Below are 20,412 nucleotides of genomic sequence, written 5' to 3'. Positions count from 1 at the left end.
CTGATTTTCTTGCTCCTATTGCTACTCGTTGCTGCCGCCAGCGACGACAGTGTCGCCTTCCTCGCGGACGGGGACGGTGGTCATGCCTGTTGCAGCCGGTCCGGAGACGGGATCGCCGGTCGCGATATTGAACACCGAGCCGTGAGACGGGCACCGCACTGTATCGCCGTCGACTTGCGTGATCGGGTTGCCCTGGTGCGGGCATTTAGCGGAGTAGGCGACGAACTCGCCCTCGGTGGGTTGGGCGATGATGAGGTTGTCCACGATCACCGCGCTACCGACAGGAACCTCCGTGGCGGCGACCTCCGCGGACGGGGCTTTGCCGCAAGCGGCGAGGAATGCGCCGGCGAAGGTGGTCGCGGTGCCGAGCAGGAATGTGCGGCGGGAACAGGAGAACTCAGTCATGCTTTGATCGTAGCTTGCTTCATGGTGCTGACGTACTCGCTTAGCTCGTCTTTCAGGACATCGATATCGCGGATGGTGCCGGGATTCGGGTGCGCATAATCGACGTGGGCGTCGATGATCTTCGCGATAGCAGAGCCGGTGATCGCGCCGGCGGCGCCAGCGGCAACGGCGTCGGCCACGTGCTGCGGGGTAGAAATACCGAATCCGAGAAGGACGGGGGCGCCGTTGTAGGAGGCGATGTTGGAGACGACGTCGGCAAGCCCTTGCGTCTGGGATTCGCGCTCGGCACCGGTGACGCCATCGCGGGAGACGGCGTAGATGTATCCGCGGGAGTTCGCGGCAACGTCCTCGAGGACTTCGGGGCGGGCCTGAGCGGGGGCGATGAAGACGGGGTCGATACCGGCTCCGGTCGCGGCCTCGATGAAGGGAGCGCCCTCGCGGACCGGAACATCGGGAATCAACACGGCATCGGCGCCGGCTTCGTGCAGTTCAGAGTAGAATTTCTCGAGTCCGCGAACGTAGGGCACATTCGCGTAGACGAGCATGCCGATCGGAACATTCGGGTATCGGCGGCGGATCTCACGGATCTGGTCCAAGCACTTATCGACGGTGGCGCCCCCGTCCAACGCCCGCAAGTGCGATTTCTGGATGGTCGGGCCGTCGGCTGCGGGGTCGGAGAAGGGAATGCCGAGCTCGAGGGCGTCGGCGCCGGCGTCGATAAGCGTGCTGATGATGTCTACGGCATCTTCGGCGGAGGGGTCTCCGAGCATGACGAAGGGGACGAATGCGCCTTCGTGTTTGGCGTCGAGGTCCGCGAAAAGGGTGGCAAAGCGGGACATTATTTCTCCTCCGAGTTGTTCAGGACGTACTCCGGGTGCTCCTCGAGTGTCTGCTGGACGTGGGCGATGTCCTTGTCGCCGCGGCCGGACAGGGAGACGAGGATGGTCGTCGACGTGCTGGTGTCGCGGGCTTCCTCGGCGCGGCGCAATGCGTACGCGAGCGCGTGTGAGGACTCGAGGGCGGGAATGATGCCCTCGTGACGGGAGAGCTGCTGGAACGCGCGGAGTGCCTCGCCGTCGGTGACGGGCGCATACGTCGCGCGGCCGGACTTGGCCAGGTGTGCGTGCTGCGGACCGACGGCCGGGTAATCGAGCCCCGCCGAAATCGAATAGGACTCCTCGATCTGGCCGTCGGCATCGCGCATGAGGTAGGACTTCGTCCCGTGCAGAATACCCACTGTACCTGCGGCGATGGCGGCACCGTGCTTGCCGGATTCCATGCCCTCGCCTCCGGGCTCGGCGCCGACGAGCTCCACTGACTCGTCGTCGATGAAGTCAGCGAACATACCGATGGCGTTGGATCCGCCGCCGACGCAGGCGACGACCACGTCGGGAAGCGCTCCCGTGCGCTCGGCGAGCTGTGCTTTAGCCTCCTCGGAAATGACCTTGTGGAATTCGCGAACGATAGTCGGGAATGGGTGCGGCCCCGCGGCGGTGCCGAGCAGGTAGTGCGATTCGTGGAAGGTAGCGGTCCAATCGCGCAGGGCTTCGTTGACCGCATCCTTGAGGGTCCCGGAGCCAGAATCGACACCGATCACCTCCGCGCCCATGAGCCGCATGCGGTAGACATTCGGCGCCTGGCGTTCCATGTCCTTTGCGCCCATGTAAATTACGCAATCAAGGTCCATCAACGCACACGCGAGTGCGGTCGCGGTGCCATGTTGACCGGCACCGGTCTCGGCGATGATGCGCTTCTTCCCCATCTTCTTCGCCAGCAACGCCTGACCGATGACCTGGTTGGTTTTGTGGGCACCGCCGTGAACGAGGTCCTCGCGCTTGAGGAAGATACGCGCGAAATCGTTACCCTTGGTCAGGTTCTTCGCTTCGGTGAGCGGAGTCGGGCGGCCGAGATAGTCGCGGAGCAAAGCGCGGTACTCGTCCATGAACTGCTCGTCATTCCAGGCGTCGACGAATGCTTTTTCAAGTTGGTCGAGCGCCGGGAGCAGCGATTCGGCGACGAACTGTCCGCCGAATTCACCGAAATACGCCGGCAGAATCGTGCGTCCCCCGTTGCGTGTGTCTGTGGAGTCAGTCATGAAGAGTCCTTGGTAGTTGGAAGTCTTTATTGAGCGTTAATCAGTAATGGAAATTGCGGATCCGGTCGAAGGTTACGCGCAGTGCGCCGGCGTCTTTCGCGCCAGCCCAGGTGCCTGCGCCCGCGGGATATTCGACGCCCGAGTTGAGGTCGAGGCCGAGGCATCCAACGTTAAGGGCCTCGTCGACATTTTCCGGCCCCAATCCCCCGGCGAGGAGGGAGCGGCCCCGTACGTCATCGGGAATCGTGGACCAATCGAATCCAGTCCCGGATCCGCCGTCCTTCGCATCGAGAACGAGCTTATCGACGTCCCCTGCCAGACCCTTTGCCACCGCCGGCCCGTCGGGATCTGACATTGATACTGCGCGCCAGATCTCAATATCCGGGTCGAGGGCACGGACGCTGTCGCGGATCTTCGCGATCAGGTCACGCTCGGCGTCGAGCGAGCCTTGGTACGGCGAGTGGATTTGCACGGCGCGAATCCCTGGAAATACCAGCTCGTCCCAGCCGTCGGTGCGACGGCTGACGGAGACGTAGTGGAGCCCGGGCTCGTGAGCAATGATGTTTTTCGCTGTTTCACGTGAAACATTGCGCGGGCTGTTTTCCTCGAAGATGAGCCCGCCATACACTGCGCCGGCGGCACGGGCAGTCTGTGCGGCGGTGTGAGAAGTCAGGCCGCAGACCTTATTTGGGCCGTAGACAAGCATGCGTGCTGCCCAGTCGATATCTGGTGTGCCTGTGAGGTGGGACCCAACGAGGAAGCCATCGGAGTGACCGCCGAGTCGCCGGACGGTTTCGACATCCCGAATGCCCGATTCGGAAACAATCAGGGCACCTTCGGGAGCGAGTGGTGCGAGCCGGGCAGAGCGTTCGAGGTCGATTGTCAGGTCGTGCAGGTTTCGGTGATTGATTCCGAAGATCTTTGCGCCGAGCTTGGTCGCGCGGGCTGCCTCATCTTCGTCGATCACCTCAGTGAGAACGTCGAGGCCGAGTCGGTCAGCTTCGGCAGAAAGGGAAGCATACTCATCGTCACCGAGGACGCTGAGCATGAGGAGGATCGCGTCGGCGCCGAAATAGCGGGCGGAGTGAATCTGGACCGGGTCAACAATGAAGTCCTTGCACAGAACGGGAAGATGGGTGGTCGCGGCGACGGTGGCTAGGTGGTCGTAGTCTCCCCCGAATCGCTCCGGTTCGCAGAGAACGGAAATGCCGGCGGCATAGCGAGAGTAGATGGAAGCGATCTCCCCCGGTTCGTAGTGCTCGCGAATCATGCCGAGCGACGGCGATGAGGACTTGCATTCCATGATGAAGCGAGTTCCGGGCCGTGCCAGCGAATCGTAGAGGGAGCGCTCGGAGCGCGGCAGGCTTGCCGGGTCCACATGGGAGATGCGAGCCTTAATTTCGTCAATGTGACGTTTTCGTGCGGTGACTATGTCCCCAAGGACTGTCGGTAAGCCGGCAGGCGGAGCTGTATCGGATAAGCGCTGGTCAGAGGCATGTTTATTAGCCACTGTAATCAGCTCCTTCGTGGGTGGAGAGCCACTGGGCGACGGAGCCGTCGATAAGCAATTTTTGGGCGCGTGCGACGCCGTCGGCAATCGTGGGGTCGGTGCCGTAGAGGTAGAAAATGGCGCCGGCGGTCGCGGCAACTGCATCGCGGTGCGCATCGGGGGCGGTGTTGTCGAAAATGGCGCGGATGGCCGTGGCATTCTCCTTGCCGTCGCCGCCTTCGAGCTCTTCAAGCGAATAGGTGGGAAGACCCATGTCTTCGGGAGTGATGGTGTAGTGCTCGATATTTCCCTCACGGTCGAGCTCCCACACGAGGGTATCGCCGTGGACGGCGAGCTCGTCGGTTCCGGCGCCGTGGACGATCATGGCGCGGCCGCGTCCCAGTTCGCGCATGGTCTCAGCGATGGTCTGTCCGAGAGCGGGGTTGGCGATGCCCATAATCTGGTACTCCGGGCGACCGGGCGAGAGCAGCGGACCGAGGGTGTTGAACAAAGTAGGGATACCCAAGGATTTGCGCACGGGCTGCACGTGAGCGATGGCCGGGTTGTACGCGGGGGCGAAGAGGAACGTGAAATTGGATGCCTCGAATTGGCGGACGGCGCGCTCGGGATCCAAGTCGAGCGGGATATTCAGTGCCTCGAGCACGTCGGCAGACCCAGACTTGGAGGATACGGAGCGGTTTCCGCACTTGATCATCTTCACTCCCCCAGCGGCGGCGACGAGGGAGGCGGCGGTGGTGATGTTGATAGTGTTCTTGCCGTCGCCGCCCGTTCCGGCGGTGTCCATGAGCCCCTCGCCGGTGATCGGGAAAGGTCGGCCAGCGGCCAGGAAAGCCTTCGCGGCGCCTGCAATATCCGCGAATGTCTCGCCGCGGGTGCGCACTGTGGCGAGTAGTGCGGCGATGTGGACATCGTCGTAATCGCCTACGGTCAGCGGAACGAATGCTTCAGTCGCCTCCTCGAGAGTCGGCGTTTTGTTGTCGAGGAATGCGCGGAGCGTATCGAGTGAAGAACTGCTAGCCATTGAAATCACCTTTCTTGGAGTGGGCCAATAGTTGGTCCACGCACCGTTGCAAAATCACCGGTCCTTGAGGCGTGAGAATCGATTCCGGATGGAATTGAAGGCCGATAGACATGCCGTCGGTGCTTTCGGCAGCCATGACTACGTCGCCGATCTTGGCGGGCACACGTGCGAGAGCAACGAGTCCCTGGGGCACATCAACGGTTCCGAGGGAGTGGTAGCGAGCCACTGGGACGAGGCGTCCGGGAGTGTCGCGGTATTGGGGGCCGGAGTCGGTGGTGAGGCCGTCGAAAAGCGGATGCCCAATGCCCTCTTCCGTGAGTTGCATGGCTTCGCTAATTCCGTGGACTGGTCCGCACGGTGAAACGCGGCCGCCGAAATGCTCGATGAGGGCCTGGTAGCCGAGGCAAATGCCGAGGATTGGGATCTCGCCGTGAATGCGCTCGATGAGTTCCATCATGCAGCCAGCGTCGGCGGGATAACCGGGGCCGGGCGAGAGGATGATGATGTCGGGTTCCGCGGCGAGGATGCGGTCGACGGTGACGGTGTTGCGGAAGACGGTGAATTCGACGTCGGGCAGCGTAGACAGCGCGTCGACGAGGTTGTAGACGAAGGAATCACGGTTATCCAGTAGGACGATGCGCGCGGTCATCGGTTCACCTCCACGTCTTGGCCGGATGCCATCGCAATGGCGTTGAGTACGGCGTAGGCCTTGTGGAGAGTCTCGTCGGCCTCGGATTGGGGGACGGAATCGCGCACAACTCCGGCACCGGCTTGAACGGTGGCCACCCCGCCGTGGACATAGGCGGAACGGATCACAATGCAGGTGTCGAATTCGCCGTCGCCACGCAGATACCCGACCGCGCCGCCGTAGGAACCGCGACGGACTCCCTCAAGCTCGCGGAGCAATTCCGTGGCGCGTAGCTTCGGTGCGCCGGTCAGGGTGCCCATATTCATCGAGGCGCGATACGCATCGAGGGCATCGAGATCGTCGGCGAGTGTCGCGGTCACGCGGGAAACGAGGTGCATGACGCGCGAATAACGGTCGACCTGCAGTAGATCGCGGACTTGCCGGGTGCCGGGCACGGCGACGCGGGCGAGGTCATTGCGGGCGAGATCGACGAGCATGGTGTGTTCCGCGATCTCTTTCGCGTCGGTGCGCAGCTCGAGCTCCATGCGGGTATCTAGCTCATGGGTCTCGCCGCGCGGGCGGGTTCCGGCGATCGGGTAAAGCTGAACCTCGCGGGATGCGGCATCGAATTTCAGATTCGACTCGGGCGATGCGCCGAACAGTTCGTACGGCTCCCCGTTGCGGTCGAGTCCACGCACGTAGAACATGTACGGCGACGGGTTCGTCTCGCGCAAACACTGGTACGCGGCGAAAGCATCGGGACAATCCGCAGTGAACGCGCGCGCAGGAACCACCTGATAAATATCGCCGTTATAGATATTGTCTTTCAGCTTGTCCACGTCGCGGCGGAACTCGGCATCGTCCACGCTCGCCTCAACGCGCAAAGCTCCTTGCGCGGGGGAAGGGCGGGGCGCGGGGTGCTCGGCGTCGTCGATAAGCGCGGCGAAAGTGCGCATTCGCTTATCGACGTCTCCCCTGCCCCCGTCCACTCCTGTCAGCCGTGCAGTGCTCGCGCGGTGGTCGATCGTGAGGACGATGTCCGCGAGAATGAACTGGTAGTCGGGGTAGGTATTCGTGCTGTCCCGGACCTCCGGGAGCTCCTCGAATGTGGCGAGGTAGTCGAATGCGAAACCGCCCACGAGCATGGGCAACGTCGCGTGCTCGGTGTCGGTGTAGCCGGCGTCGAAGGTGAGCGCGCGCAGAACGTCCGCTGAACTCGGGGCGGTGAGTCGGTCGCGTTCGTCGGCTGCGTCCGGTCGCGGGAAGCTGAACGTGCGCTCGCCCGTCGCGTACTCGGCCAGCTGGTCGTGGAGACGGTCGGCGATGGCCTCCCCGTCGGGGCTGAGCACGTCGACCGTGACGGAAGGGCCGTTGCACGTGACACGCAGCGAGGCGCCGAGCACCGCGACTGACTGCAGACCGGATTTCGTGGTGATGTCGGCGCTTTCCAGCAGCACCACATCCGTCATATCCGTTCCGCCGATGCTGGCGAACAGGCTCGACGCATCGGCGTGGTAGCGCACCTCGCGGTGCGTGACCTGCGCGCGGAACTCGCTCACGGCTGGCCTCCTTTCTGAAATGAGAGACTACCTGTCGTCCGCCCGCCGGGCGGCGTTTCGGAGAGCTCCGAGATCGACTTGCGGTGCCGGTTCGGAATCGGCCTCCGCTTCGCCTTCCTTGGCCTGGCTGAAGACTCGCGCCGCATGTGCCCCCTGGTTGCCCGCTGCGGCGATGGCGGCGATGGCAATGAGCGCGAGAACGATCGGACCTGCCCACAGCCATCCTTCGGCGATGAATGCAAATGCGGCGCCGAATGCGAGGGCCAGTCCGCCGAGAATCAAATACGGGCCGACGACCTTGTGCGCCTGGACCCAAATCTCTTCGTCCTTGCGCACCTCCGGCACGTGGAGTCCGATCACGTTATTGCCGGGCAAACGCCCCAGCGCAGCAAGCAGACCCGGGATGAGGAGTGCGAGCGCAAAGACAATGAAAACAACACCGATAACCACGCCAGTCATAATTCTCAATTCTACTTTCCGCATGCTCCCAGGCAGACAACAGGGGTCCAGGGGAAACAGCGGATTTCCTCTGGGAGAAGGTGTCGTGAAGAATAGTAATTAATAAGGTGCAGTGCCGCCTTATTCATTTCCCGTACCTACGTCTGGTCGTCAGGGCCAGGCTCTCCGAGCAAAGGGTAAAACATGAACACCAAGTCGATCACGAGGTCGCTGTTGTTCTGGATCGTCGTGGCCATCGTGCTCGGCATCAGCTGCAGCTTCTTCTTTCCAGAGTGGCTCGCCCGCATCTTCATCACATTCAATGGGCTCTTCGCCAATTTCCTGGGCTTCTTCGTCCCGGTCCTTATTTTCGCGCTGATCACTCCCGCGATTGCGGGTCTCGGTCGCGGCGCGGGCAAGTGGCTGGGAATCACCGCAGGCATCGCCTACAGCTCGACCGTGATCTCCGGTGTGATCGCCTGGGGTCTGTCCGCGTTTCTGTACCCGTGGCTGCTCGGCGACCAGACGCTCGTCACCGATGTCGACGATGTCGACGCCGGGGGCCTCTCCCCCTTCTTCGAGGTTGAGATCCCGGCTCCATTCGAAGTGATGACTGCACTGGTGCTCGCGTTCTGCATCGGCTTGGCAATGACGGCGGTCAAATCTGACACCATGTACAAAGTGGCCACGGAGCTCGAGGGCGCCATCATGAAGGTGGTCACATCGTTCGTGATTCCGCTGCTGCCGCTGTTCATCTTCGGCATCTTCCTGAACCTGGGCATGAACGAGAACATGGGCTCCACGATGGCCGCATTCGGCAAGGTGCTTTTGCTCTCCGTGGTCATGACGATCGTCCTGCTCGTTATCCAGTACCTCATCGCCGGTGCGGTCGCGGGTGTCAACCCGTTCACGGCCCTGCGCAATATGCTGCCGGCCTACTTCACCGCTCTGGGCACGTCCTCGTCTGCCGCGTCCATTCCGGTCACGCTGCGTTCCACGCTGAACAATAAGGTCGACGAGAATGTCGCCGGCTTCGTGGTTCCGCTCTGCGCGACGATCCACCTGTCCGGTTCCATGATGAAGATCGGCCTGTACGCCTTTGCGGTCATTTACATGGGCGGCCTCGATGTCCCGTGGAGTCTCTACCTCGGCTTCATTTTGCTGCTGGGCATCATGATGATCGCCGCGCCTGGTGTCCCTGGCGGCGCCATCATGGCCGCGACCGGCTTGCTCTCATCCATGCTCGGCTTCAACGACGAGATGGTCGCGCTCATGATCGCCGCTTACATCGTCGTCGACTCCTTCGGCACCGCAGCCAACGTGACGGGCGACGGCGCCATCGCGCTGGTGCTCAACCGCTTCGCGTCCGGCAAGATCGAAGGCCATAACGGGGGCGAGAGCAAGGAGCTTGACGACGCCACCGTGGCCTAGTCTTCCTCCCCCTCTCCCCCGCGAGCCCATGTTTCACGTGAAACATGGGCTGTTCTTTATGCTCTTTCCCTTGCCCCACGTGCTTCCATGGCGGCGCTATCATGTGGCCATGAACGGCAAGCAGATCATGGCAACTATCGGCATTGCGGCTGCATTGGCGGCCGGTGGAGCAGCTGCGGGGTACGCCACCACTGACATCCCTGAGGCGGACGAGGTCGCCGTCGAGCAGGGTGTCGCCCCGCAGGTGACTATTGACGATCCGGACGATGTGCTCTCTGCTGAGGATGAGGAGCGCATGATCAAGGATGCCGAGCGCCTCGACACCCCAGCCGTGGTCAAGGATCTCCACTACATGGTCTTCGCCACCAACCACGAGAATATTCTCGACACCGTTGAGGAATACGTCCGCGATACGTACCCAGAGATGATCGGCAACGCGGAAAACGAGGACAACCGTTTTGCCGACGGCACCATGATCATCGGTGTGGGACTCGACCCGCGTCGAGCTTTCGGATATTACGGCGATGATGTGGCCGCGCAGCTGAAGGTCGACCACGGTCAGCGTGATTACCTGGTACTCGACGCCATGAAACCGGGCGTCAGCGACAACAATATTCCTGCTGGCCTCTTTGCGGCTGCGAAAACCGCACTGGACACCGAAGCCGCTGCCAACTATTCGGTGGAGGATGCCAAAAGCTCGCGGGGTGACGCGATGTTCGGTCTCGGGTTCGGTGGCTTGGGCTTGGGCACCGCTGGTGCAGTGACCGGGTTCGGTATCTCGAACAGCCGCCGCAAGAAGATCGCCCAGGCGCGCAAGGATTACAACGCGGTGACGACGGAGTACGCATCGCTTGCCGGGCGTCTCAACGAGATCGATATTCGCGCCAATTCCGTCTCCTCGGCATTCGCCGATGCGGAGCTGCGCAAGCAGTGGGGCGAGGTGCGCGACACCTTCTTCGGTTATCACGAGGCGGTCAGCGGTGCCGGCGGCATTGGCGATATCAAGATCGACGACGACAAGGAGGCGCTGCGCAACCACAAGAAACTCCGCAAGGCAGCCGAGTCTGTCGAGCACGTCTCCAATGCCGAGGACAATATCAACCGCCTCTTCGAGATCGAGCAGGGCGATGCCGCGTCTCGTCGCACAGCGCTCACCGATCTCCGCGAGGACGTCATCATCGCCAAGCAGACGGTCAAAGATGGGCAGCTGAAGCGCGACCTCGAGCAGCTCGGCCACCGTATCGACCAGCTCGACCACAATCCGGGATCCCCCACGTTCGTCGAAGACTTCGTGCGCATCCTCGGTGACTACCGCCTGCTTCTGGACCAAGTGAAGAAGCGCGAATTCTCCGACGTCAAGGAATACGAGCCACTGCGCAAGCCCGCTATTTACGACAGCGGGTACAACTACTACGGCTACGTCCCGTTCGTGGTCATGAACGACTGGCACACGAGCAATGTGGAGACCCACCAATCGCAGACCTCGAGCAGCGGAACATCCGCCGGCGTTGCCTCCTCCGGCTTCTCCGCTGCGGGAAGCTCCTCGTCGTTCTAGTTTCGGACTAGAATTGAGTCATGGTCTCGGTTCTTTATGCCAGCTACTACGGCTCGACGAAGCAGTATGCTGACGCACTCGCCGCACGCTTCGGCGTGAGCGCGCAAGAGATCGGCGACAACAGTGCATCGCTTATCGACGGCTCAAGTGCCGACCCCGTTATCATCCTCTCCCCCATTCACGGGCCGACCCACCCGGGAGTGAAGCTCATCAAGAAGCTTCCCGATGCCGTGGTGACAAGCCGCCCCATTGCTCTCGCCACCGTCGGCATGACCCTCGAGCACGTCGCATACGACCAGGATCCGGTCGGCAAGCTCCTGGGCGATCGCGCGGGATACATTGACCGTTTCTACCTGCCCGGGCGACTGAACTATTCCGAGTTGAGCCGCAAGCACCGGGGCATGATGAAAAGCGTTGTATGGGGACTCAAAATAACGGGCGCGAAGGGCGAGAACGAGAAAATGATGGTCGACACGTTCGGCCAGGATGTGGACCGAGTCGACTTCAACAACCTCGCACCTGTTGCCGAGTGGGTGGGCAACAACACATAGTCTCCGGCGGGGATCGGGGTAGCGTAGAGGCATGAGCACCAACATCTTCTATGCCACCCTCTACGGATCCAACAAGCAGTACGCCGACGCACTCGCGGAGCGGCTTGGAGTCGAGGCCCACGAAATCGACGAGCAGAGTGCAGAGCTTATCGACGCCTCCTCCAATGACCCCATCGTCGTCTTCTCCCCCGTCCACGGCTCTTTCATCCGCGGCGCGAAATTCTTGAATGAGCTGGGCGCGGAGGTCGTTGAGAACCGCAAAGTGTGCCTCGCGGCAGTCGGCATGGCACTCGATGGCGTCAATGCGGAACTCGATCAGGCAGGCAATATCCTCGGCGACCTGGCCGACCAGGTGAAGCGCGTGTACCTTCCCGGTCGTATCAATTACTCCGAACTCGAGCCTGAGCACTACGCCATCCTCGAGTCCCGCATCGACAAGTTCAGGGAGAAGGACGAACCGTCGGCGAATGAGCAGATGCTGATCGACACCTTCGGCGAAGGAATCGACCGCGTTGATCTGAACCGGCTCGACGAGATCGTGGAGTGGCTCGACGGCTAAATCTCGCTTCCTCCCCCATCACGTGTTTCACGTGAAACAACCGCGGTGCCAGTTACGGTCCGCGGCTGTTTGCTGTTTGTGGATATCTGAACCAATTGATTGCGCCCAATATTGAGTGAACCACTCCAGCTGGAGCGTTTCACGTGAAACAGTGAGTTAGCTACTCGCCATGAAGTTGGGCAGGAACATGACCATGTCGGGCACGAAGAAGAGCAGGGTGGCGACGAGGAGGATCGCGAGAGCGAAAGGTGCGGCACCTACGAATACTTCTTCAACCCGAATGCGTACCGAGCGGGCGACGACGAAGACGTTGAGCCCGAGCGGCGGAGTGATCAAACCGATCTCCGCCATGAGGATCACCACGACGCCGAACCAGATGGGATCGAAACCGAGCGCCGTAACGACCGGGAGGGTGACGGGGACCGTCAGGGCGATGATGGCCATCTGGTCCATGAAGAATCCGAGGATCAGGTAACCGATGGCAATGAAGCCGACGACAACCAACGGGGCGACGGGAAGACCGGAAAGCGTATCGACGATCTTGTTGGTCGTTCGGGTTTCGATGATGAAGTGGCTGAATATGTGAGCGGCAAAGATGATCGAGAGGATCATCGTGGTGGATGACAGCGCCTCCTTGAAGGAATCGGAGACGTTCTTCCAGTTGATCTGCCGGCGGACACCCATGAGGAGGAATGCGCCGACGGCGCCGACGCCGGCTGCCTCAGTCGCGGTGGTGATGCCGAAGAACACAAGGCCGATGACGAGGAGGAAGAGAAAGAAGAGCGGCAGGACGTGCAGACTGGCGCTGATTTTCTCCGGGAAGGTGCTCCGTATGCCGGGAGGTGCCGATTTATTCTGCATCAGCATCGTCACCACGACAGCAAGGCACAGGGCCACAGCGACGAGCGTGCCAGGCACGAAACCAGCAACGAGGGTTTGACCGACGGGAAGGTCGGCGGTGATGGCGTAGAAGACAAGCAACACGCTCGGGGGAATCATTGCGGCGAGAGTGCCGGCTGCCGCCACTGCGCCTGAAGACAGGCGTGCGCTGTAACCCTGGTCGATGAGTTGCTGCGCGGAGGTGTGGGCCAGTGTGGCCGCAGAGGCGGTGGAGGAACCGGACACGCTCGCGAAGATGGCACCGGCTCCGATAGCTGCGAATGCGGTACCGCCGCGGATGCGTCCGATGATTACCTGGGCGGCGTCGAAGAGATCTTTGAGGTACCCGCTCTTCAGTACGAACTGGGCCATCAGGATGAACAGTGGAATGGCGGCGAGGGCGTTTTTGGAGATCGCGGACTGCGGGAGAGTTTGCACTGCCCCAAAGGTAAGCTCCCATCCCCCATGGATGATCAAGCCGACGAGGCCGCTGAAAATGATCGCGAATGTGATGGGAACGCGCAGCAGGATTAGACCGAGAAGAAGGACAGTGATTGCGAGAGCCAACACTTTTAAATCACCTCATTCGCGTCGGAAGGCACTGCCACACGATCCACATGGGGCTCGCTGTCGGGATCGGTGCCGAAGACGACATCAATCAATGCCACCACGAGGGAAGCCGCGACGCCCACGGGCATGAGGCTGTACGTGATCCAGGTCGGAATCGGAACTGCTGAGGACAACGGTGGCGGTTTCGCGCCGATCTGAAAGAAGTAGTATGCGGCGGCAACACCTGCGCAAATGAGAAAGACGGAGCCGAGGACCATCACCGTGTCGGACAGGCCGCGGCAGAATTTCCTTAAGCGTGGCCCGAGACGGTCGTAGACCAGTTCCGCACGCACATGAGCTCCCTCGTGGTACGCCCACGGCAAACCGAGGAAGACGATAGCGGGAAGCAGGAAAGACTCGATGAGAGAGATATTCCAGCCCAGCGGATTGCCGGAGATGTACCGCAGGGCTGCCTCTAAAGTCATGACGAGGGCGGCGATCGCTGTGCAAATGGAGGCGATCCAGACGGAGGCGCGGACAATGCCTTTGCGGATGGCCCGGATGACGGGCGGCTGGTTTCGAGTGATCACGGTGCTCATGAAAGCGCTCCTTCCTGCTTAGCGAGTTCTTCTTCGTAGGCTTCAAGCACTTCCGTTCCTGGCTTTCCTGCGTCATCCAAGGACTCGGCCCATGTGGTCTTGATGTCGGTCAAAAGCTCGTCCCACTGGGCGGTCTCTTCAGGGGTGAGAGGATGGAAAGTCATTCCTCCCTCCTCGAGGCTCGCCTTGAACTCATCGCGGGAATTCACGACGTTCTGGCAGAGAGACTCGTTCGCGTCATTGCCCGCAGCCAGGAGTTTCTCCTGCACTTCAGGGCTGAATTGCTGCCATTTCTCCTCGGAGATGACGAAAGGAATGCCGACAGCGCCGAGGTTGAGGCCTTCAGTGCTGTGCTTCGCCACGGTGCCGAGGTCATAGGAAGCGGCGCTCAAAAGAGAGAACGTGAGACCGTCGACAGTCTTGCGTGTGAGGGCTTCGTAAATGTCGCTCGCCGGCATACTCACAGCAGCTGCACCGAGCTGTGTTGTGGTCACGTCGAGAGAGCCGCCGGAGGAACGCAGGAGCAGGCCTTCGACATCCGCTGGCACGCGGATCTCTTTGTCCGTGGTCATGATTTCGTAATTCGGGACGATATTGACCCACAATGGCCGCATGCCGCGGGGGCCGTACTCTTCCTCGTAGAGCAGGCCGCCGGGTTGCAGCAGTTTCATCAGCGCCCGGGCAGCGACACAGGCGTTATTGGTTGTGCCGGGGAGATCAGACACACTGGTCAAGGGAAACTGATCTTCCAAATATGCAGCACTAGCTGGGGCGACATCAACGACATTGGTGCGGACCATATTCGCTAAATCGCGGGCATTGCCCATCTGCCCTGCTGGGAAATATTCGAATTCAAGGCCTTCCTGTTCCATGGCGTCCATGAAGATCGCGGTGCCGTGGACAGAGAAGGGGTGTTTTGGAGAGTAGCTGTCTGCGAGACGGATGATTTCCGTGCGTTCCGCGGGTGCCGAGCAGCCGGTGGCTACCACCCCTAAAGACAATAAGAAGCTGAGAACAATGGTTTTTCTACCGCGTACCGGTACCTGCATGACCCACCTTTAGTTAGTAGAGCAAAACGAAAGCGAGTGTGTCCGACATCATACTGCTGGGCAGAACGTGTCGTGGGTCATTTCAGGAAATGGTCCTGCGGAACACGGTCAGGGCAACTACTACACTGGCTAACCATGACTAGCGCTACTGGACCGGCGTTCCGCTACTCGGCGGGCATTGCCAACGAGATTGAACAGAAATGGCAGAAGTACTGGATCGATAACGGGACGTTCAACGCCCCGAACCCCGTCGGCCCTCTAGCGTCTGATTCAGATGCGAAGGAGCTGCCAGCGGACAAGCTCAACGTCCAGGACATGTTCCCCTACCCCTCCGGGGCAGGTCTGCATGTGGGACACCCGCTGGGCTACATCGCCACGGATGTCTTTGCGCGCTACAACCGAATGCTGGGCAAGAATGTTCTGCACACGCTCGGCTACGACGCCTTCGGGCTGCCGGCTGAGCAGTACGCCATCCAGACGGGCACGCACCCCCGGGCGACGACGATGGCGAATATCGAGAATATGACTCGCCAGCTCGACGCATTGGGGCTCGGGCACGACCGCCGACGCTCGGTCGCGACGACCGACCCGGAGTTCTACCGCTGGACGCAGTGGATCTTCCTGCAGATCTTCAATTCCTGGTTCGATGAGGAGCAGCAAAAGGCACGTCCGATTGCGGAGCTTATCGACGAGCTCGAGGCCGGAAAGCGCACCACTAAGGACGGCCGTGTGTACGCCGAGCTCGATCCGGCGGAGCAGCAGAAGGCTATCGACGAGTTCCGCCTCGTCTACCTCTCCGACTCCATGGTCAACTGGTGCCCAGGCCTGGGCACGGTGCTGGCCAACGAGGAGGTCACCGCCGAGGGCCGTTCTGAGCGCGGCAACTACCCCGTGTTCCGTAAGCGTCTGCGCCAGTGGATGATGCGCATCACCGCGTACTCGGACCGCTTGTTGGATGACCTCGAGGTGCTGGATTGGCCCGACAAGGTCAAGGCTATGCAGCGCAACTGGATCGGCCGGTCCCGCGGTGCGGAGGTGTCCTTCCAGTCGGATGCCGGTCCGATTGACGTGTTCACCACGCGACCGGACACCCTGTTCGGCGCCACATACATGGTGCTCGCGCCGGAGCACGAGCTGGTGGAGAAGCTGGTGGCGGATGCCTACCCGGCGGACGTCGATAAGCGATGGACCTATGGCGAAGCGACGCCGCAGGCTGCTGTGGACGCATATAAGCGCGCGATCGCGGCGAAATCTGATGTTGAGCGCCAGGAGAACAAGGAGAAGACCGGTGTTTTCTTGGGTGCATATGCCACGAATCCGGTGAACGGCAAGCAGGTGCCCGTCTTCATCGCGGATTATGTTTTGACTGGTTACGGCACTGGCGCGATCATGGCGGTGCCGGCGCACGACGAGCGCGATTATGAATTCGCGAATGTCTTCGGGCTGCCGATCGTGCCGGTGCTGGATGGCGGCAATCTCGATGAGGCGGCGTTCACGGAGGACGGCCCGCACATCAACTCCGCGAATGACCGCGGTCTGGACCTGAACGGACTGGGCAAAGACGAGTCGATCGAGAAAGCCATTGCGTGGCTGGTTGCCGAAGGTGCTGGTGAGGAGCGGATTCAGTACAAGCTCCGCGATTGGCTGTTCGCGCGTCAGCGTTATTGGGGCGAGCCGTTCCCGATCGTCTACGACGAAAACGGCGTTGCCCACGCGCTGCCGGAGTCGATGCTGCCGGTCGAGCTGCCGGATGTGGAGGACTACAACCCGGTCTCCTTCGATCCGGATGACGCGGATTCGGAGCCCTCTCCCCCGCTGGCGAAGGCCACGGAGTGGGTGAATGTGACTCTCGATCTGGGCGACGGCGAGAAGCAGTACGCCCGTGACACGAACGTGATGCCGCAGTGGGCGGGTTCGTCCTGGTACCAGCTGCGCTACATCGACCCGACGAATGCGGAGAAATTCTGCGATATTGAAAATGAGCGGTACTGGACCGGCCCGCAGCCGGAGAAGCACGGCGCGAATGACCCGGGCGGTGTCGACCTTTATGTCGGTGGTGTCGAGCACGCTGTGCTGCACCTGCTGTACGCGCGCTTCTGGCACAAGGTGCTCTTCGACCTGGGCTTTGTGAGCTCGAAGGAGCCGTACCGACGCCTCTACAACCAGGGGTATATCCAGGCTTATGCCTACACGGATTCCCGTGGCGTGTACGTCCCGGCTGCCGAGGTCGAGGAGAAGGACGGGAAGTTCTTCCACAACGGTAAAGAGGTCAAGCAGGAGTACGGCAAGATGGGCAAGTCCCTGAAGAATGCCGTAGCTCCGGATGACATCGCGCAGGAGTTCGGCGCCGATACGCTGCGCGTGTACGAGATGTCGATGGGTCCGTTGGATACCTCGCGTCCGTGGGCCACGAAGGATGTCGTGGGTGCGCATCGCTTCCTGCAGCGCTTGTGGCGCTTGATCGTCAACGAGGAGACCAGCGAAGTCACCGTCAGCGATGAGCCGATGAGTGACGAGGATGCGAAGCAGCTCCACCGCACAATCGCGGGCGTGCGCGACGATTACGAGCACCTCCGCGATAACACGGTGGTCGCCAAACTCATTGAGTACGTCAACTATCTGACGAAGGCGCGCGAGCAGAAGAACGGCGGCAATGTTTCACGTGAAACAGTCGAACCGCTCGTGCAGATGGTCTCCCCCGTCGCCCCGCACATTGCGGAAGAGCTGTGGGCACGACTCGGCCACGGGGGCACGATCACGTTCGAGCCGTTTCCGACCTTCGATGAGAGCTTGCTTGTCGACGACACCGTCGAGATCCCTGTGCAGATCAACGGGAAGGTGCGGGCGCGCGTCGATGTTCCGGCGGAGGCAGCGAAGGACGAGATCGAAAGCATCGCGCTTGCCGACGAGCGCGTGGCAGGTTTGATCGAAGGAAAGAACCTGGTCAAGACCATCGTGGTGCCCGGCCGCATGGTGAACCTGGTGGTGAAATAAAAGAATGCGGGCGAAGCAGCGCGTGACCCGAGGTGCGGCCGTCGGTGCGCTACTCGCCTATTCAGGAGTGATCGTCTCACTGACGATGCTGAAGCAGTTCTTCCGCATCGGCTATTTGTGGGACCCGGCGAAGCAGCCCTTCGTCGGCCACTCATTCATCCCCTTCCATGAGGTCTTCACCGCATCTTCATGGTTCGCCCCATTGTTCGGGTATGGCGGAAATCTCGCGTTCTTCATTCCGATCGGGTTGCTGCTGTATGTGATTACCGATCGGGTGAAGTGGGCGACGATCATCGGTGGAGCATTCAGTCTGGCGATCGAAGCAACGCAGTTCTTCGCACAGCTCGGCTACACCGATGTGGATGACTTCATCATGAACACCCTCGGCGCGTTCGTGGGAGCGACGATTGCCCGGTGGTGCGGGCCGAAATTCCATCGCGTGTGGGTTGGGCTCACGTTCATTGCCGTAGCGGTGTTCATCGGCCTCGTTCTCGCTGGTGACAGTCTTGGGGATCCGAGCAAGGTGAAGGAGCTCTAGGGCATCTCTAGACTGTGGGCTATGAGCGAACGTGGCTGGTTTACCCGCACTGTGTTCCCTACCGGAACAGAGCCCGACCCGCGGTTCACCCTCGCTAATGAGCGGACATTTCTGGCGTGGACGCGCACGGCGCTCGCTTTTCTCGCGGGAGGAATCGCGCTCGAGGCTTTCGCTTTTCCCGATTTCGATGAAGCATGGCGTGGAGTCGCGGCCATCACTCTGATTCTCGTGGGTATGGCCATTGCGCTCGGTGCGGCAGTTCGGTGGATTCGTATTGAACGCTCGCTACGTCATGAGCGTCCGCTACCGGCCCCGGCGATCGTCCCGGTGCTGGGGTTGGGCATCGGATTGGCTAGCGTCATCGTCCTGATCGCATTCTTCTAGACTCTAAAGGGCGGGGGTGACATGAGAGATGGGGACGACCAATATTCCCGTCGCGGACGCCGGACTGCAGCCGGAAAGGACGGCGCTCGCCTGGACGCGCACGGCGCTAGCGATGATGGTGTGCTCGCTGACGCTGCTGCGCTGGTCGGATAATTATTCTGCTTTGGTGTTCGGAGCGATCGGATTGCTGGCGGTGCTCTCTCTACTGATCATCGGGCGCAATCGCGCAGGGTACAGAGCGGAAGCTCAAGGGATCAACGACGAGCAGGTCGATGCGAACGTTTTCGGCGTGTTCGGAATTACTTTAGGAATGGCAGTGCTCGGCGGACTGGGCTTGTACCTCGTGGTGGCGGGTTAGTCCAAGTCCAAAAGGATGGAGAGCACTCCCCTGCCGGGCTCGGTGAGCACCGGGTCAGTGGCGGTGGATGCGGGCTCGTAAATGCCGAGCGCAATGAGCAAATTCACCGTGAAAGACGGGTCTTTCGGTGGGGTGAGAAAGACAGGCGGGATGCCCAAGCCGGCCTTATTCGCAGCCCACGTGAGGACCTGTTCACCGTCGTCATCATGCTTCATGGCGCAGAAGCGGTAGAACTCTTCCTCGAACATATAAAGCACCGCTTCAGGGCTTGTGGCTAAGTCAAGAGCATCCTCATTCGCCTCGAGCATGCCGTCATTGGTGTCGAGTAGCTCGGCGAACTGCAGGAATGTCCGCAGGGCACCGAGGGCGGGAACGGCTTCTTCGCGGTGGTTGCCGGGGGCGACATTGAGGCTCAAGGCGTCGGAAAGCGAGCGCACGTCTGGTGAGCGCAACTTGCCGCGGGCCGTGAGGCGCACGGGTTCTTCGCAGTGGTAGATGAACGTCCGGATATTCGCGACGATGCGGGTGAACGGGTAGAGAGTGTCCTCCAATATTTCCGGGGTGCGGTCGGAGAAAAACTCGGAAAGTGCAGCGATCAGTGTCGGATTGCGCTCGGGATTCGGGTCGAGCGACAGGATCTGCTGCAGGTCAGGGCGCTCATCCATGAAGGAATCAAATTCGTTCGACATCTCCGGTGCACTAGGAGGGTCAGAGAAATCATCCGTGGCATCGAGAAAGAGACTCTCCGCGGTGAAAGCGATGCGTTCCGCAACAGTCGTGTGGTCCGCTTGGGAAAGGCGCTGGATGAGGCGCTCGGGGCTCATTACCGGCATGAAGCTCAACAGCAGCGGGGAGACCTTGATGTCGGGGCTCAGACCAGCGGACAGACGGCGAGCTTCGGTGTGAAAGGCCGTCATGAGTTCTGGGCCGCCGCACGGCTCGATGACATCGGGCCCCTGGACGTCGATAAGCATGGGCGAAGGAGTGTCAACGTCCGTGATGCCGAGGATCTCGAGCTTGATATTCCAGTTCGCGGATGTGTCGTAGACGTACGTGACTGAGTCCATGTCGCCGAGCGTGACATCGGCTTCATCGAGCTCGCCGTCGCTCGGATTCGGTGAATACAGAACCGGTTCCCCATCGCTGGTGCCCATGTAGAGATGCGTAGCCATGCCGGAAAAGCCGAAGGCGGCGTCGATGACGGGGGCGAATTCCCCGAGATGGACGTCGTCTTCGACATTGATCAGCCGCGAGATTTCCGGGCGTGATCCTTCGAGAGACATGAGCAGCGTGAGGATCATGGTTGTCAG

Annotated in this window: 20 protein-coding genes; 8 read left to right on the top strand and 12 right to left on the bottom strand. The window is 61.1% G+C overall.

The genetic code is table 11. The features are described from left to right. Positions 1-21: 21 nt before the first annotated feature. The 8 genes from ACUY2Y_RS00285 to ACUY2Y_RS00250 are packed head-to-tail and all read right to left on the bottom strand — an operon-like array spanning position 22 to position 7,677. Positions 22-405, bottom strand: coding sequence for a Rieske (2Fe-2S) protein (locus ACUY2Y_RS00285; RefSeq protein ID WP_448324329.1), 384 nt, complete (start codon positions 403-405; stop codon positions 22-24). Next, positions 402-1,244 carry a tryptophan synthase subunit alpha gene (trpA, locus tag ACUY2Y_RS00280; protein WP_448324328.1) on the bottom strand — a complete coding sequence of 281 codons (843 nt, stop codon included), beginning with the start codon at positions 1,242-1,244 and terminating at the stop codon, positions 402-404. The genes ACUY2Y_RS00285 and trpA overlap by 4 nt, the downstream gene beginning before the upstream one ends. Beyond that, a complete protein-coding gene (trpB, locus tag ACUY2Y_RS00275; protein WP_448324327.1) occupies positions 1,244-2,500 on the bottom strand; it encodes a tryptophan synthase subunit beta in 1,257 nt (418 codons plus the stop codon). The genes trpA and trpB overlap by 1 nt, the downstream gene beginning before the upstream one ends. A 40-nt stretch (positions 2,501-2,540) precedes the next feature. Then, the gene (gene trpCF / locus ACUY2Y_RS00270; protein ID WP_448324326.1) at positions 2,541-4,010 is read right to left on the bottom strand and encodes a bifunctional indole-3-glycerol-phosphate synthase TrpC/phosphoribosylanthranilate isomerase TrpF; all 1,470 of its coding nucleotides are present in this window, start codon (positions 4,008-4,010) and stop codon (positions 2,541-2,543) included. After that, on the bottom strand, positions 4,003-5,031 hold the full coding sequence (gene trpD, locus ACUY2Y_RS00265; RefSeq protein ID WP_448324325.1) for an anthranilate phosphoribosyltransferase: 1,029 nt from the start codon (positions 5,029-5,031) through the stop codon (positions 4,003-4,005). Before trpD ends, trpCF begins: the two co-directional genes overlap by 8 nt. Continuing rightward, positions 5,024-5,680, bottom strand: a complete 657-nt coding sequence (locus ACUY2Y_RS00260; RefSeq protein ID WP_448324324.1) for an anthranilate synthase component II — start codon at positions 5,678-5,680, stop codon at positions 5,024-5,026. The genes trpD and ACUY2Y_RS00260 overlap by 8 nt, the downstream gene beginning before the upstream one ends. Then, positions 5,677-7,218, bottom strand: a complete 1,542-nt coding sequence (locus tag ACUY2Y_RS00255) for an anthranilate synthase component 1 (RefSeq protein WP_448324323.1) — start codon at positions 7,216-7,218, stop codon at positions 5,677-5,679. Before ACUY2Y_RS00255 ends, ACUY2Y_RS00260 begins: the two co-directional genes overlap by 4 nt. Before the next feature lie 27 nt (positions 7,219-7,245). After that, on the bottom strand, positions 7,246-7,677 hold the full coding sequence (locus ACUY2Y_RS00250; protein WP_448324322.1) for an SdpI family protein: 432 nt from the start codon (positions 7,675-7,677) through the stop codon (positions 7,246-7,248). Between the two features lie 183 nt (positions 7,678-7,860). On the opposite strand from ACUY2Y_RS00250, the gene ACUY2Y_RS00245 reads away from it, so the two are divergent. The 4 genes from ACUY2Y_RS00245 to ACUY2Y_RS00230 all read left to right on the top strand — a co-directional run bounded on the left by ACUY2Y_RS00245 (position 7,861) and on the right by ACUY2Y_RS00230 (position 11,752). After that, positions 7,861-9,087 (top strand): dicarboxylate/amino acid:cation symporter, encoded by a 1,227-nt coding sequence (locus ACUY2Y_RS00245; protein WP_448324321.1) that lies wholly within the window; start codon positions 7,861-7,863, stop codon positions 9,085-9,087. 109 nt (positions 9,088-9,196) lie between these two features. Next, positions 9,197-10,642, top strand: coding sequence for a DUF5129 domain-containing protein (locus ACUY2Y_RS00240; protein ID WP_448324320.1), 1,446 nt, complete (start codon positions 9,197-9,199; stop codon positions 10,640-10,642). A gap of 20 nt (positions 10,643-10,662) precedes the next feature. Continuing rightward, positions 10,663-11,193: a flavodoxin domain-containing protein gene (locus ACUY2Y_RS00235; RefSeq protein WP_448324319.1), complete on the top strand. Its 531-nt coding sequence runs from the start codon at positions 10,663-10,665 to the stop codon at positions 11,191-11,193. A gap of 31 nt (positions 11,194-11,224) precedes the next feature. Further along, positions 11,225-11,752 carry a flavodoxin domain-containing protein gene (locus ACUY2Y_RS00230; RefSeq protein WP_448324318.1) on the top strand — a complete coding sequence of 176 codons (528 nt, stop codon included), beginning with the start codon at positions 11,225-11,227 and terminating at the stop codon, positions 11,750-11,752. 156 nt (positions 11,753-11,908) lie between these two features. Here the strand turns inward: ACUY2Y_RS00230 and ACUY2Y_RS00225 are convergent, their stop codons facing one another. From ACUY2Y_RS00225 to ACUY2Y_RS00215, 3 genes are read right to left on the bottom strand one after another with little or no spacing between them, the layout of a single operon-like run. Next, entirely contained in the window at positions 11,909-13,201 is a 1,293-nt protein-coding gene (locus ACUY2Y_RS00225; protein ID WP_448324317.1) for a TRAP transporter large permease, read from the bottom strand. A 2-nt stretch (positions 13,202-13,203) separates the two neighbouring features. After that, entirely contained in the window at positions 13,204-13,779 is a 576-nt protein-coding gene (locus tag ACUY2Y_RS00220; protein ID WP_448324316.1) for a TRAP transporter small permease, read from the bottom strand. Then, complete coding sequence (locus tag ACUY2Y_RS00215; protein WP_448324315.1) at positions 13,776-14,828, bottom strand: TRAP transporter substrate-binding protein; 1,053 nt, start codon at positions 14,826-14,828, stop codon at positions 13,776-13,778. The genes ACUY2Y_RS00220 and ACUY2Y_RS00215 overlap by 4 nt, the downstream gene beginning before the upstream one ends. Before the next feature lie 135 nt (positions 14,829-14,963). Between ACUY2Y_RS00215 and leuS the strand changes: the two genes are divergently transcribed. Genes leuS through ACUY2Y_RS00195 form a run of 4 tightly spaced genes read left to right on the top strand, consistent with a single transcriptional unit; the run spans position 14,964 to position 19,102 of the window. Next, positions 14,964-17,822, top strand: a complete 2,859-nt coding sequence (gene leuS / locus ACUY2Y_RS00210; protein ID WP_448324314.1) for a leucine--tRNA ligase — start codon at positions 14,964-14,966, stop codon at positions 17,820-17,822. A gap of 22 nt (positions 17,823-17,844) precedes the next feature. Further along, on the top strand, positions 17,845-18,360 hold the full coding sequence (locus ACUY2Y_RS00205; RefSeq protein ID WP_349236956.1) for a VanZ family protein: 516 nt from the start codon (positions 17,845-17,847) through the stop codon (positions 18,358-18,360). Positions 18,361-18,381: 21 nt separating this feature from the next. Then, positions 18,382-18,744: a YidH family protein gene (locus ACUY2Y_RS00200; RefSeq protein ID WP_448324313.1), complete on the top strand. Its 363-nt coding sequence runs from the start codon at positions 18,382-18,384 to the stop codon at positions 18,742-18,744. 28 nt (positions 18,745-18,772) lie between these two features. Next, positions 18,773-19,102 (top strand): DUF202 domain-containing protein, encoded by a 330-nt coding sequence (locus ACUY2Y_RS00195; protein ID WP_448324312.1) that lies wholly within the window; start codon positions 18,773-18,775, stop codon positions 19,100-19,102. On the opposite strand, the gene ACUY2Y_RS00190 is transcribed toward ACUY2Y_RS00195, so the two are convergent. After that, positions 19,099-20,403 (bottom strand): IS1096 element passenger TnpR family protein, encoded by a 1,305-nt coding sequence (locus tag ACUY2Y_RS00190; RefSeq protein ID WP_448324311.1) that lies wholly within the window; start codon positions 20,401-20,403, stop codon positions 19,099-19,101. The genes ACUY2Y_RS00195 and ACUY2Y_RS00190 overlap by 4 nt on opposite strands. Positions 20,404-20,412 lie beyond the last annotated feature (9 nt).

The organism is Corynebacterium sp. 20-84 (genome assembly GCF_053479455.1).
This window is presented reverse-complemented; position numbering and strand designations above follow the sequence as displayed.

What these genes read in the sequence shown, in the direction of transcription:
- ACUY2Y_RS00285 (WP_448324329.1), bottom strand. Translation starts at nt 405, where the DNA reads ATGACTGAGTTCTCCTGTTCCCGCCGCACATTCCTGCTCGGCACCGCG.
- trpA (WP_448324328.1), bottom strand. Translation starts at nt 1,244, where the DNA reads ATGTCCCGCTTTGCCACCCTTTTCGCGGACCTCGACGCCAAACACGAA.
- trpB (WP_448324327.1), bottom strand. Translation starts at nt 2,500, where the DNA reads ATGACTGACTCCACAGACACACGCAACGGGGGACGCACGATTCTGCCG.
- trpD (WP_448324325.1), bottom strand. Translation starts at nt 5,031, where the DNA reads ATGGCTAGCAGTTCTTCACTCGATACGCTCCGCGCATTCCTCGACAAC.
- ACUY2Y_RS00260 (WP_448324324.1), bottom strand. Translation starts at nt 5,680, where the DNA reads ATGACCGCGCGCATCGTCCTACTGGATAACCGTGATTCCTTCGTCTAC.
- ACUY2Y_RS00250 (WP_448324322.1), bottom strand. Translation starts at nt 7,677, where the DNA reads ATGACTGGCGTGGTTATCGGTGTTGTTTTCATTGTCTTTGCGCTCGCA.
- ACUY2Y_RS00245 (WP_448324321.1), top strand. Translation starts at nt 7,861, where the DNA reads ATGAACACCAAGTCGATCACGAGGTCGCTGTTGTTCTGGATCGTCGTG.
- ACUY2Y_RS00240 (WP_448324320.1), top strand. Translation starts at nt 9,197, where the DNA reads ATGAACGGCAAGCAGATCATGGCAACTATCGGCATTGCGGCTGCATTG.
- ACUY2Y_RS00235 (WP_448324319.1), top strand. Translation starts at nt 10,663, where the DNA reads ATGGTCTCGGTTCTTTATGCCAGCTACTACGGCTCGACGAAGCAGTAT.
- ACUY2Y_RS00230 (WP_448324318.1), top strand. Translation starts at nt 11,225, where the DNA reads ATGAGCACCAACATCTTCTATGCCACCCTCTACGGATCCAACAAGCAG.
- ACUY2Y_RS00220 (WP_448324316.1), bottom strand. Translation starts at nt 13,779, where the DNA reads ATGAGCACCGTGATCACTCGAAACCAGCCGCCCGTCATCCGGGCCATC.
- ACUY2Y_RS00215 (WP_448324315.1), bottom strand. Translation starts at nt 14,828, where the DNA reads ATGCAGGTACCGGTACGCGGTAGAAAAACCATTGTTCTCAGCTTCTTA.
- leuS (WP_448324314.1), top strand. Translation starts at nt 14,964, where the DNA reads ATGACTAGCGCTACTGGACCGGCGTTCCGCTACTCGGCGGGCATTGCC.
- ACUY2Y_RS00200 (WP_448324313.1), top strand. Translation starts at nt 18,382, where the DNA reads ATGAGCGAACGTGGCTGGTTTACCCGCACTGTGTTCCCTACCGGAACA.
- ACUY2Y_RS00195 (WP_448324312.1), top strand. Translation starts at nt 18,773, where the DNA reads ATGGGGACGACCAATATTCCCGTCGCGGACGCCGGACTGCAGCCGGAA.
- ACUY2Y_RS00190 (WP_448324311.1), bottom strand. Translation starts at nt 20,403, where the DNA reads ATGATCCTCACGCTGCTCATGTCTCTCGAAGGATCACGCCCGGAAATC.